The sequence below is a fragment of the Nonomuraea sp. NPDC005501 genome, from assembly GCF_040605905.1.
In the GTDB taxonomy this organism is placed as follows: domain Bacteria; phylum Actinomycetota; class Actinomycetes; order Streptosporangiales; family Streptosporangiaceae; genus Nonomuraea.
The window spans coordinates 18182-30171 of the sequence record NZ_JBEXDT010000019.1 but is presented as its reverse complement, the minus strand read 5'-3'; the positions used below and the strand labels follow the sequence as shown (position 1 = coordinate 30171).

12 protein-coding genes are annotated in these 11990 nt (G+C 73.8%); 1 reads left to right on the top strand and 11 read right to left on the bottom strand.

Annotated elements, in window-relative coordinates:
- Position 1: 1 nt before the first annotated feature.
- From ABZS51_RS12960 to ABZS51_RS12910, 11 genes are all read right to left on the bottom strand, one after another.
- Entirely contained in the window at positions 2-889 is an 888-nt protein-coding gene (locus ABZS51_RS12960) for an ester cyclase (RefSeq protein ID WP_355439418.1), read from the bottom strand.
- Position 890: 1 nt separating this feature from the next.
- The gene (locus ABZS51_RS12955; RefSeq protein WP_355439415.1) at positions 891-1325 is read right to left on the bottom strand and encodes a phosphopantetheinyl transferase; all 435 of its coding nucleotides are present in this window, start codon (positions 1323-1325) and stop codon (positions 891-893) included.
- A complete protein-coding gene (locus ABZS51_RS12950) occupies positions 1322-2227 on the bottom strand; it encodes an ACP S-malonyltransferase (RefSeq protein ID WP_355439412.1) in 906 nt (301 codons plus the stop codon). Before ABZS51_RS12950 ends, ABZS51_RS12955 begins: the two co-directional genes overlap by 4 nt.
- An 80-nt stretch (positions 2228-2307) precedes the next feature.
- Positions 2308-3177 (bottom strand): alpha/beta fold hydrolase, encoded by an 870-nt coding sequence (locus ABZS51_RS12945; protein WP_310713240.1) that lies wholly within the window; start codon positions 3175-3177, stop codon positions 2308-2310.
- A complete protein-coding gene (locus tag ABZS51_RS12940) occupies positions 3174-4421 on the bottom strand; it encodes an NAD(P)/FAD-dependent oxidoreductase (RefSeq protein ID WP_310713239.1) in 1248 nt (415 codons plus the stop codon). Before ABZS51_RS12940 ends, ABZS51_RS12945 begins: the two co-directional genes overlap by 4 nt.
- Entirely contained in the window at positions 4418-5185 is a 768-nt protein-coding gene (locus ABZS51_RS12935) for a nitroreductase family protein (RefSeq protein ID WP_355439408.1), read from the bottom strand. Before ABZS51_RS12935 ends, ABZS51_RS12940 begins: the two co-directional genes overlap by 4 nt.
- Positions 5182-7515, bottom strand: coding sequence for a beta-ketoacyl-[acyl-carrier-protein] synthase family protein (locus tag ABZS51_RS12930; protein ID WP_355439405.1), 2334 nt, complete (start codon positions 7513-7515; stop codon positions 5182-5184). Before ABZS51_RS12930 ends, ABZS51_RS12935 begins: the two co-directional genes overlap by 4 nt.
- 29 nt (positions 7516-7544) lie before the next feature.
- Positions 7545-8609 carry a glycine cleavage T C-terminal barrel domain-containing protein gene (locus ABZS51_RS12925; protein ID WP_355439402.1) on the bottom strand — a complete coding sequence of 355 codons (1065 nt, stop codon included), beginning with the start codon at positions 8607-8609 and terminating at the stop codon, positions 7545-7547.
- Between the two features lie 2 nt (positions 8610-8611).
- The gene (fabZ, locus tag ABZS51_RS12920) at positions 8612-9097 is read right to left on the bottom strand and encodes a 3-hydroxyacyl-ACP dehydratase FabZ (protein WP_310717295.1); all 486 of its coding nucleotides are present in this window, start codon (positions 9095-9097) and stop codon (positions 8612-8614) included.
- Positions 9094-9384: a phosphopantetheine-binding protein gene (locus tag ABZS51_RS12915; protein ID WP_175601782.1), complete on the bottom strand. Its 291-nt coding sequence runs from the start codon at positions 9382-9384 to the stop codon at positions 9094-9096. Before ABZS51_RS12915 ends, fabZ begins: the two co-directional genes overlap by 4 nt.
- A 36-nt stretch (positions 9385-9420) precedes the next feature.
- Positions 9421-10173, bottom strand: a complete 753-nt coding sequence (locus ABZS51_RS12910; RefSeq protein ID WP_355439397.1) for a 3-oxoacyl-ACP reductase family protein — start codon at positions 10171-10173, stop codon at positions 9421-9423.
- Between the two features lie 156 nt (positions 10174-10329).
- On the opposite strand from ABZS51_RS12910, the gene ABZS51_RS12905 reads away from it, so the two are divergent.
- Positions 10330-11973 carry an FAD-dependent oxidoreductase gene (locus ABZS51_RS12905; protein ID WP_355439394.1) on the top strand — a complete coding sequence of 548 codons (1644 nt, stop codon included), beginning with the start codon at positions 10330-10332 and terminating at the stop codon, positions 11971-11973.
- Positions 11974-11990: the final 17 nt, after the last annotated feature.

The window sequence follows — 11990 nt, the reverse complement described above, 5'->3', positions numbered from 1 at the left end:
ATCACAGCGTGGACGCGTCCTCCGGCGCCCATCCGCACGCGCAGGCCGCGTCCTTGCCCGCCGCCACGACCGTTCCGCAGGCGGGGCAGCGGGCGTAGTCGCGGATGGTGGCGGGGTACCAGACGCTGGTGTGCACCCGTGTGCACAGTCCGCCCTTGAAGAAGCGGCGCATGGCCCGCTGGTGCGGCCGGGCGTGGACCGCGCGCAGCGACTCGGGCCGGTCGAAGGCGCTCAGCGTGAACTTGCGGGCGCCGATGTCGAACGTGGTCACGCCGAGGAACCCCTTCGAGGACCGCAGCGACTTGACGATCTCCACGCTGAGCAGGTCCACGTCGGCGGCCTCGGCGTCGTCGCGGATCTCCAGCCAGGTCAGCACGAGCGCGCCCGGCTTGTCGGTGCGGCCGGTGGCGGCGCGGGCGCTGACCCCGAACTCCCGGGCCTCGTCCGCCCCGGGCACGAACCGGGCCGTGTAGCCGAGCGCCTCGGCCAGGGCCAGCCGGTCGAAGAGCCGGCGCACGTGGACTCCGCGCTCGTCCCGGGTGACCAGGTCGGTGCCGCTCACGGTGACGGCGCCGCCGGTGGCGGGCATGCCGAGGTAGGACTCGCGGTGGTCGGCCAGCAGCGTCCACGAGACGGTGGCCGCGTCGGCGTCGCCGGTCACGCGGTCCACGGCGAAGCGCGCGTTACGGAAGCGGGCCGTCATCCGGGTCACGTGCTCGGCGAGCGCAGCGCCGGCCAGCGCGCCGCCGGAGTCGGGGTCCTCGTACGTGGCCACCGCCGCCGCCACGGCCCCGGCGTCACCGGCCCGCCACGCGTCCAGATGCGCCTCCGCCGCCTTCCGCACGTCCGCGGCGGCTTCGGGAGCAGGAGTGGGGGGTTGGGCGGTCATGTCAGGTCTCCTCGTCCTCGGGGAGGCGGGTGGAGAAGATCGCCACGGCCAGCGCCCGCCGGTCCGTGTGGCTGATGGAGACGCGGACGCGGCCGTCCGGCCGTACCAGCTCGGCCAGCGCCGGTGCCAGGCGTACGGCCGGCGGGTGGCCGTCGCGGCACGCGGCCGTCGCGCGGCAGGCCGCGGTGGGCCGGGGCAGCACCTCGACCTGGCCGAGACGCGCGGCCGTGGGCGCCAGGCCGAGCAGGCGCAGGACCGCCCGCTTGCCCGCCAGCCGGCCCGCCCAGTGCTGCACGGTGGCGCCGCCGGACCGGACGCGCTCGGCGGCGGTGTAGACCTCGTCCAGCGGCATCGCGCCGACGAGCTCCTGCGGCCGGGTGAGCCCCGCGAAGCCGACCAGCGCGCTCCCCCACCGGAGAAGGCCGCCGCCCGTCATGCCGCCACCGCCTTGGCCAGGCGGCGCAGGGTGGCCGGGTCGGCCATGCTGAGGCAGCGCGCCTCCGCGCGCCGCGACAGGCCCGTGAGGACCTTGCTGTCGCCGACCTCCACGCCCGAGGCCGTGGCGTCCACCGCGGCGATCGTGCGCGTCCACCGGACCCGCCCCGTGAGCTGGGCCACCAGCGCCTCCCGGAGCGTGCCCAGGTCCGTGGTGGGCTCACCCGTGACGTTGGGGACGACGGGCACCCGCGGCTCCCGCATCGGCACGGCCGCCACCGCCGCCGCCCACCCCGCCACCGCGGGCCCCATGAGCGGCGAGTGGAAGGCGTTGCCCACCGAGAGCGGAATGATCTTGCTGGCCGCCGTGGCGAGCTCCGTCAGCCGGTCGAGCGCCGGCAGCGCGCCCGAGACCACGACGTGGCCCGGGGCGTTCTCCAGCCCGACGACGGCCGGCTCTCCCGGCGCGGAGGCCGCGGCGGCGAGGGCCTCGACGTCCTCCACGGGCAGGCCCATCACGGCCCGCATCCCGCCGATGACGCCGACCGAGGCCATGAGCCGGGACCGGGTCTCGACCAGGCGGACCGTGTCGGCCAGCCCCAGGACGCCGGCCGCGTGCAGCGCGGTCAGCTCGCCGACGCTGTGCCCGGCCACGATCGCGGGCTCGTACCCCTCCTCCTCCAGGACGGCGAGCGCCGCGAGGTTGCAGGCCGTGACCGCGATCTGCGCGTGCTCCGTGGCGACCAGCCGGTCGAGCGGCCCCCGCGCGCACAGCGGCGAGATGGGGCGCGACAGCAGCGCGTCCACCTCCTCCAGCCGGTCGCGCGCGGCCGGCCGGCGGCGCAGCCACGCGCCCATGCCGACTCGCACCGTCCCCTGTCCGGGGAAGAGGTAGCCCAGCATGACGTCGCTCCCTTCACGGGCCGGCCGTTCCACCAGCCGGCCACATCAACAGGCCAGTCGCTCCACGAGCCGGTCGCCGGCTACAACCGGCGCCGGGGCCGCCGCTCCTCGTGGGCGGGCCGCTCCGTGCCGAGGAAGCCGAGCAGCAGCTTGTTCACCTCGTCGGGCGCGTCGAGCGGCAGCCAGTGCCCGGCGTCCTCGACGCGCTCGTAGCGCCACGGCCCCTTGACGAACTTGCCGGAGCCCGTCATGCCCTCCTCCAGCAGCGCCTTGTCGCCGGCGCCCCAGATGCCCAGGGTGGGCGCGAGCACCGGCGGGAACGGGCGGGCGGGCCGCAGCTCGGAGGCGGGCGAGCGGTTGGCGCGGTACCAGTTGAGCCCGGCGGTCAGCGCGCCGGGCCGGGCCAGGTCGCGCAGGTAGCGGTCGTAGTCGCCGTCCCGCCCCATGATCTCCTTGAACAGCCGCCAGCCGTTGCGGCGCAGCAGCTCCTCGCTGACTCCGGGGAACTGGTAGAAGAGCATGTACCAGGACGCCGCCCGCTGCTCGATCGACGGGGTGGCGAAGACACCGGGGTGCCCGACGGACAGCACGACGAGGTGGTCGAGCCGGCGCGGCATCATGAAGGCGTACATCCAGGCGATGGCCGCGCCCCAGTCGTGGCCGACGATGTGCGGCCGCTTGACGCCGAGCTGCATGGTGAGGGCGACGACGTCGTTGACGATCGTCTGCATGCCGTACGCCTCGATCTCCTGCGGCTTGCCGGAGTCGCCGAAGCCGCGCAGGTCGGGCGCGATGACCCGGAACCCGCCCTCGACCAGCGCCGGGATCTGATGCCGCCACAGGTAGGAGGAGTCGGGGAAGCCGTGCAGCAGGATGACGGGGTCGCCCTCGCCCTCGTCGACGTAGGCGATGTCCACACCGTTGATGTGTACGGTCTTCTTCTCGGTCACGCTGTCTCCCTGAACAACCGCTCAGCGAAGAACTCGCTGAAGCCGAACTCCGGTACGTCCTCCGGGGCGACCATGTTGAGCAGCCCCGTCACCTGGGCGGCGAAGTTCTTCGCCATCAGCCTGCGGACGCGGCGGCGCCGCTCGACCGCCGCGGGCCCGAACTCGACGTGCAGCCTGCTGATGATGGAGGCGCCGAAGTCCAGCCGTTCCAGGCGGAACTCGCGCTCCTTCACGTACGGGGCGAACGCCTCGTGCGACCAGTCGTCGGAGGCGAGCAGGATCTCGCAGACGGTCCGCGAGTCGCGCATGGCGCACGACAGGCCGGTGCCGAGGACCGTGTCGGCGTTGCCGGCCTCGTCGCCGATGAGCACGACGCCCTCGGCCAGCGGCGGCCCCTCGGGCACGCTGGACACGGACGGCCACACCGACAGCGGTCCGGCCGGGATCGCCTCGGTGACGGCCTTGCCGCGGTCGGGCAGGCAGTTCAGCTCGAACGCGGCGAGGAACCGCTCGACGCCGCCCGGCCCCCGGTAGCGGTGCTTGTTGACCGTGGGGAAGTTCAGATAGAGGCGGGCCCGGCCGTAGCCCTGGGGGAACACCATGAACATGACGTCGCCCTCGGTGCCCATGGCCTGCACGTCGGGCGGCCAGCCCGCCATGCCCTCCACCATCATGCCGCCGCCCCAGTGGTGCATGGAGTTGCTCATGGTGATGCCGACCTGGCGGCCGACGGTGCAGCCGCGGCCGGTGGCGCCGATCACCAGGCGGGGCCGCAGCTCGTGGTCGCCGTCGGGCGTCCGGTACGTCACCACGGGCGGCGTGCCGGCGGTGACGCCGATGCGGGAGGCGTCCATCACCAGCCGGGCGCCGCTCGCCACGGCCTGCTCGGCCATCAGCTCGCACACCGCGTGGTGCGGGAACGACATCGGCCCGCCGATGCCGGGGATGAACCTGGTCATGTCCACGGCCTCGACCTCGTCGTCGGTCACGGCCTCGTCCCAGGTCATCCACTCGCGGATCTCCCAGGCGCCGCCGGCCGAGAAGCAGTCGTAGACGCCGAGGCGCTGGGCCTCCCGGATGCCCCAGGGCGCGAGCCACTCGCCGCGCACGAGGTCCTTGTAGGCGTCCTGCTTCTCCAGCAGCACCACGGACAGGCCGCCCGCGGCGAGCCGGCACGCCGCGGACGCCCCGGAGATGCCGCCTCCGACGATGACGACGTCGGGCTGCTCGGGTCGTACGGTCACATCCCCCACCTCTCCCAGTAGGTGCGTTCCTTGGCGCTGTAGCGCTCTGCGGGGCGGAAGTCGGTGCCCACGGTGTACGCGACGGGGATCATGCACACCTGGGTCACCCCCGAGGGGATGCCGAGCATCCGCGCGACCTGCCGCTCGTGCGGGACGTGCAGGCAGGTGATCGTGCTGCCGAGCCCGCGGCTGCGCAGCGCGAGCTGGAAGGACCAGATGGCCGGGAAGATCGAGCCGTAGAAGATGCTGGCCCGCGTCTCGCCGTGCTGGACCTGGTGGCCCGGGTCCTCGGCGACCTTGTCGGACATCCGCCTGCGCCAGGCCTCGTTGATGGCCGTGATGTCGGGCGGGCGGCCGAGGACGCACGGGATGACGAGGATCGGCACCGCCGCGATGGTCTCGGTCAGCGCCTGCGCGGAGGCGTAGTTGCGGCGCGCCTGGGCGTCGTTGCGGCGGCGGCCGGCGTTGGTCCACATGTCGTTGCGGTGGAACGTCCAGGACGACTGGATCATCCCGGCCAGCTCCTGCTTGACGGCGGCGTCGCTGATGACGAGCCACCGCCAGTTCTGGTGGTTGTTGGCGGTGGGCGCCTGCACGGCGATCTCCAGCGCCTCCTGCACCACCTCGCGGGGCACGGGCCGCTCCACGTCGAGGCGGCGGCGCACGGACCGGGTGGTGGTCAGCAGCCGGTCGGTCTCGGCGACGTCGAAGGGCAGGCCGGTGAGGTGTCCTGGGAACGCCGCGGAGGCGGGCGGGCCGTTCACGCCGACCCCAGGAGGACCGCGCCGCGGACCGAGCCGGGTGCCGCCGTGAGCGCCAGCGCCCGCTCCACCGGACCGTCCAGGCCGGGTTTGGTCACGTACGCGGTGAGGTCGCCGGCGAGCGGGTCGGCGAGGCCGGTCAGCGCGGGGGCGACGCCGTCGCGGACGGCGAGGGCGCCGAGGGCGATGTTCATGGCGCCGGTGGCGGCCTGGCAGTCGCCGGCCAGCGCGGTGGAGGCGGTCAGCCGCCCGCCGGGCACGCCGGCCAGCACCGCCGCGGCCTCCGCGCCGTCGTCCGCCGTCCCGTTCGCGGCGCCGACCACCAGCCCGGCTCCCGGGCCGCCGTCCGTGCCCGCGGCCACGCCGGACGAGCCGGGCGAGCCGGGCGAGCCGGTGAGCTGGGCGATGCTGCGGGCCACCGAGCCGGCGTCGCCGCCGCTCACGTGCCCGGTCCCCAGCACCTTCGCGTACGGCGTGCCGCCCCGGGCTGCGCAGTGCTCGGCCGACTCGACGACGAACGCCACCGCCGCCGACCCCCGCACCGCCCCGCCGGAACCCGCGTCGTACGGCGACGGCACCGGGCCGTCCCCGTCGAGGCCCGGCAGGCCCGCCGCGCCGGGACTCTCGTCGGCCGCCACCACGAGCACCACCTCGGCCTTGCCCGACCGGATGAGCTCCAGCGCGCAGTCCAGCGCGATCGAGGCCGAGGCGCCGCCGTTGCAGATCGTGGTGGTCGGCCCGCGCAGTCCCAGGGTCTGGCAGACCGCGCCGCCGGTGGCGTTGAGCACGACGTTGGAGAAGCTGAGCACGGCCGGCTTGTTGGGGTTGACCGCGATGCTCTCGTCGAAGCCCCCGGTGCTCTCGGCCGAGCCGGCGCCGGTGGCGAAGATCAGGCCGACGTCGTCGAGCTCCTTGCGCGGCAGCTTGAGCCCGGCGTCCTCCCAGGCCAGCCGGGAGGCGGCGATGGCCAGGCGGGACAGGTGGTTCATGTGCCGCCACAGCGAGCGCGGCGCGAACGTCCGGCCCTCCAGCGACGGGGCCCGCCCGGCGCCCTGGCGGCCGGCCAGGATGGCCTCGGTCACCTCGGCGACGCCCGTGCCGGCTCCGGTGACGGGCCCGAGCCCGGTGATCACGGCCTCGCGGCGCGGCAGCTCCTCGTACGGGCGCGGCTCGCCGGGCCGGGTCAGCACGAGGGAGACGTTGTTGCCGCCGAACGCGTAGTTGTTGGACACGACGGTGCCGATCGGCATCGGCCTGGCCACGTTCGGCACGAAGTCGAGGTCGCCGGCCCGGCCCTGGCCGTCCTCGTCGAAGCCGATCGTCGGCGGGGCCACCGCGTGCCGCAGCGCGAGCACGCTCGCCACCGCCTCGACCGCGCCCGCCGCGCCGAGCGTGTGGCCGACGAACGACTTGATGCTGCTGGTCGGCACCTGACCGGCCCGCTCGCCGAAGACCAGGCGCATGACCTTGGCCTCCATGGCGTCGTTGGCCGGGGTGCCGGTGCCGTGCCCGCTGACGTAGTGGACGTCGTCCGGCGTGAGCCCGGCGTCGGCCAGGGCCCGCCGCACGGCGCTGGCGCCGCCGCGTCCGGTGGGGTCGGGCGCGGTCGCGTGGTAGGCGTCGGCCGACAGGCCGTAGCCGGCGACCTCGGCGAGCGGCACCGCACCCCGGGCGAGCGCCAGGTCCAGCGGCTCCAGCAGCAGGAACGCGGCTCCCTCGCCGAGGTTCAGGCCGTCGGAGTGGCTGTAGGGCCGGCACGGGCCGGTGCTGAGGGCCTGGAGCCCGGCGAAGCCCGCGTACGTGCCGAACAGCAGGGGGTCCACGCCGCCCGCGAGGACGGCGTCGGCCTCGCCGGTGAGGATCTTGTCCTTGGCCAGCCCGACGGCGTTGCCGCCGGCGGCGCAGGCGGTGGACACGAGGACGCGCGGCCCGCGCAGGCCGAGCCGCTCGGCGACCACGTCCTGGGTGCGGTGCATCGGCTGGTACCGGCCGGCCGCGTCGGGGGTGGCCTGGCACTTGCCGAGGATGATGCCGAACCGCTCGTCCCCCGCCTCGGAGGCCGTCAGGCCGGCCATCTCGACCGCCTGGCGGGCCGCGACGAGCGCGAGCCGGGCCGTCCGGTCGAGGGCGGCGTCGGAGTCGGGGAGCTGACCGGCGATCCACTCGTCGGGCACCTGGCCCGCGTGCCGGGCCGTGAACACGGCGAACGCCTCGTCCTCGACCGGCGTGAGTCCGCCCTGACCTGTGGTGAGCCGCTGCCAGAACTCGGCTGGGTCGCGGCCGGCCGCGCAGATGATGCCCAGGCCGGTGACGACGACGGGCCGCAGCGCCATGCTTGTTCCCTTCTCAGCGCACCTGCCGATCAGATGATCGGGATGCTCCAGCTCTTGGGCACGATGTACGGGCTGGTCAGCGTGGTGACCTCGGTGCCGCCGACGGTCAGCTCCAGCCCGGCGGCGGCCAGGTCCTGGTCCACCCGGGCGAGGCCGAGCGTGGTGCCGAGGCCGACGCTGTGGACGGCGTGGACGACCTCGCCGATGTCCTGCCCGTTCACCCAGACGCGGGTGCCGGCCGCGGGCACGCCCTCGCCGCCGGTGAAGCCGACGGTGCGCCGCCCGCCGCCCGACTCGAACGCCTCCAGCACCGCGTCACGGCCGAGGAACTCGTCCTTGGTGACGTCGACCAGCCAGTTGGCGCCGATCTCGATGACGGTGGCGCCCTCGGTGACCTCGTGGCGCGGGATGGGCTGGCGCACCTCCAGCATGGCCAGCTCCAGCGCCTCCTGCCCGGCGGCCTGGGCGTGCTCCAGCGCCTGGCCCCACAGGTCGGTGGCGTGCTCGATGGGCACGATCATCTGGTAGCCGTACTCGCCGGTGAAGCCGGTCCTGGCGAAGACGATGTCGGCGCCGTTCCAGGTGGTGTCCACGACCGACTCGAACGGCAGCGACGCCAGCTCGGCGTCGATGAGCCGGCCGACGACGCCCCAGGCGTACGGGCCCTCCAGCCCGAGGACGGTCAGGTCCCCGGAGCGGTCGGTGATCTCGACACCCTCGTCGTTGTTCGCCCTGAGGTGCTCCAGCAGGCGCGCGCCGGCGCCGCAGGAGCTCTCCAGCAGGATGCCGTCCTCCCGGCCGAAGGCGAGGACCTGGTCCACGACCCCGCCCTCGGCGTCGAGGAGGAGGGACATCATGCAGCGGTCGGACGTCAGGTACTCGACGTCGCGGGCCAGGAGGCGCTGGGCGAAGGCGACCGCGTCGGGGCCGGTGATCTCGATGAGGCCGTGGCCGCCCAGGTCGAGGACCGCGGCGCGCTCCCTGAGCACCTTGTACTCCTCCGCCAGGGAGGAGAAGCGCAGCGCGACGGTGGTGTCGCCCACCTCGCCGTAGACGGTCTCCTGCGGATGCGCGGACGCGAGGACGCTTGCCATGTTCACACCTTTCGCACGGGACGTTGACGGGCCGGGTCGGCGATCGTCAGGTTTCCTTCGGCGGCGACCTGGCCGTCCACCCGGGCCGAGACCCGGTACTCGGCGAAGCCGGCGCCGCCGCCCGTCCGCTCGGCCGTCAGCATGAGCTGGTCGCCGGGGACGACGGGGCGCCGGAACCGCATCGACCTGACCCCCGCCAGGTAGCTGATCTCGCTGGCCCCGGCCAGGGCGAAGACCACTCCCGCGAGCTGGGCCAGCGCCTCGGTGATCACGATGCCGGGGAGCACGGCCTCGCCCGGGAAGTGGCCCTGGAACCACAGCTCGGTGCCGGCGACGTTCTTGACGGCCGTGCCCTTGACGCCGGGCTCGACCTTGCCGACCCGGTCGAGCAGCAGCATCGGCCAGCGGTGCGGCAGGACGGCGCGCACCTGGTCGTGGGTCAGCCCGCTGACGGTCTCCCCCGCGGGCGGTGCCTCGGCGACCGTCATGCCGACGCCCGCAGCGCGGGGTTGACCTCTTCGGCCAGCCGCGACACCGAGCCGAAGACGGCCATCTCGCTGTCGTACAGGGCGACGCCGAACTCCGCCTCGATGGCCACGTACAGCTCCAGCACGTCGAGGCTGTCGAGCTCCAGGCCACGGCCGAACAGCGGCTGGTCGTCGGTGATCCAGTCGGGGTCGATCTCCAGGTCCAGCCGCGACACGATCATTTTCTTGATCTGGCTGCAGGTCTGCTGCCGCTCCGCGGCCCGCGCGCGCAGCTCGTCGATCGTCATCTGGTCCTCCTTGAACCGGGGGGAAGGGGGGACGGCTCAGCCGAGGCCGCCGCCGTGGGCGACCACCACGGAGCCGGACATGTACGACGCCTTGTCGGAGGCGAGGAAGCTCACGATCGACGCGATCTCCTCGGGCCGGCCCATCCGGCCGAGCATGATCCGCGACTCGTACTGCTTCTTGATGCCGGAGGGCACCTTGCGGGTCATGTCGGTCTCGACGAACCCGGGTGCGACGACGTTGGCCCGCACGCCGTGCGGCGCGGCCTCGTTGGACAGCGCGTGGGTGAAGGCGATGATCGCGCCCTTGGAGGCCACGTAGTTGGTCTGGCCGGGGAAGCCCCCGTCGAGCCCGCTGGAGGACGACAGGGTCACGATCGCCCCGCGGCGCTGGTGCTGCATGAGCTTGAGCGCCTCGCGGCAGGCGAGGAAGGTGCCGACGAGGTTGGTGTCCACGGGGGCGCGGAACTGGTCGAGGCTCATCGTGAGGAGGTAGCGGTCCAGGGTGATGCCGGCGCTCGTCACGAGGACGTCGAGCCGGCCGTGGTCGGTGCGCACGCCGCGGAAGAGCCGCCGTACGGACTCCTCGTCCGTCACGTCGGCCTGCACGGCGGTGGCGCTGCCGCCCTCCTCCTCGATCCGGGCGACGACCTCCTTGGCGTCGCTCTCGGAGCGGGAGTAGTTGACCACGACGTGGGCGCCCTCACGGGCCAGGTCCAGCGCGACGGCCCGGCCGATGCCGCGTGAGCCGCCCGTCACCACGGCCACGGAGCCCTGTGCGAAAAGCATCATCCGTCTCCAGGAATTGAGACAATCGCGGATCGGCTTATCCGGATCTTCAGTCAGTAAGCTACTAAGCGCTGACATCACGCCTGTATCACCCGGTTATCCGCGCATTGACCAGAACAATGGCGATGAATGACGCTGACAACCATGAAAATGATGGACGTGGAAGTGTTGATTGTCGGGGGCGGCCCGGTCGGCCTCTCCACGGCCATCGAGCTGTCCCGGCACGGAATATCGACGCTGCTCGTCGAAAAACATGAGGGCACGTCAATTTTTCCGAAGGCCCGCCTCGTCACCACGAGGACGATGGAGATCTTCCGCGCCTGGGGCATCCAGGAGGAGGTGGAGCGGGCCGGCATGCCGCGCGAGGAGTTCCTCGCGGTGGGCGTCGGCAGCTCCCTGACGGCGGACGACTTCGTCAGGTCCGCCGCCGCGCTGCGCCGCGACGCCCCGCAGAGCCCCACCTACATGTTCCTGTGCTCGCAGGACCTGCTGGAGGTCATCCTGCGCCGGCTGGCCGAGTCCCGGCCCGGCACCGAGGTCAGGTACGGCGCCGCCATGACGGGCTTCCGCGCGACGCCGGACGGCGTCGAGGCGGTCGTGTCGGAGGCGTCCGGCGAGACGCTCGTGCGCTGCTCGTACCTGGTGGCGGCGGACGGCAGCCGCAGCGGGATCCGCGAGGAGCTGGGCATCGCCACCGAGGGGCCGCCGCCGCTCGGCCACATGATCAGCATCATGTTCGAGGCCGACCTGGGCTTCCTGCCGCCCGAGCGGCGGGCCGCGCTGTCCTTCCTCACCGACCCGCCGTGCGCGGTGGAGGCCGTCGACCACCGGCGGCGGTGGATGGTGCAGACCGGCTACGAGCCCGAGGAGGGCGGCAGCCCGGACGACTTCACCGAGGACGTCTGCCTGGCCGCCGTGCGCGCCGCCGTCGGCGTGCCCGACCTGCCGGTCTCGATCCTGGGCGTGCTGCCCTGGCTCCAGCAGGCCAAGGTGGCGGCCTCGTTCCGCTCGGGGCGGGTGTTCCTGGCGGGTGACGCCGCGCACGTGGCCACCCCGCAGGGCGGTTTCGGGATGAACTGCGGCATCCAGGATGCCCACAACCTCGCCTGGAAGCTCGCCGCCGTCCTGCGCGGCGCCGCCGGCCCGGCCCTGCTCGACACCTACGAGCCCGAACGCCGGCCCGTCGGCGCCCGGACGGTGGACGAGAGCCTGCACAACGCGTTCATCACCTTCCAGATGATGGAGGGGCGGCTGTCCATGCGGGAGGCCATCGAGCAGCAGGCCGGGCGGCGCAGCTCGGAGGGGCTGGTGCTGGGCTTCCACTACGACTCGGCGGCCGTGGTCCCGGACGGGACGCCCGCCCCGGCGCCCGAGGACCCGTACCGCACGTACGTCCCCACGGCCCGGCCGGGCCACCGGGCTCCGCACGTCTGGCTGTCGAGCCCGTACGGCCCCGTCTCGACGCTCGACCTGCTGGGGCCGTGCTTCACGCTGCTGGCCACGGCGGACGCCGGCTGGCCGGCCGCCGCGTCGGAGGCGTCCTCGCGGGCGGGCGTGCCGGTCACGGCGGTGGAGGTCACCACCACGGACGCCTCCACCGGCCCCGTCCCGGTCCCCGCCGCCGAAGGTCAGGCGGCCGGCCCGTTCACCTCGCCGACGTGGGCGAAGGAGTACGGCCTGGAGGCCGGCGGCGCGGTCCTGGTGCGGCCCGACGGGCACGTCGGCTGGCGCTGCCACGGCGGCCCGGCCTCCCCCGACGCCCTGGCCACCGCCCTCGCCACCATCCTGGCCCGCACCCCCTGAGCCACCATCCTGGCCCG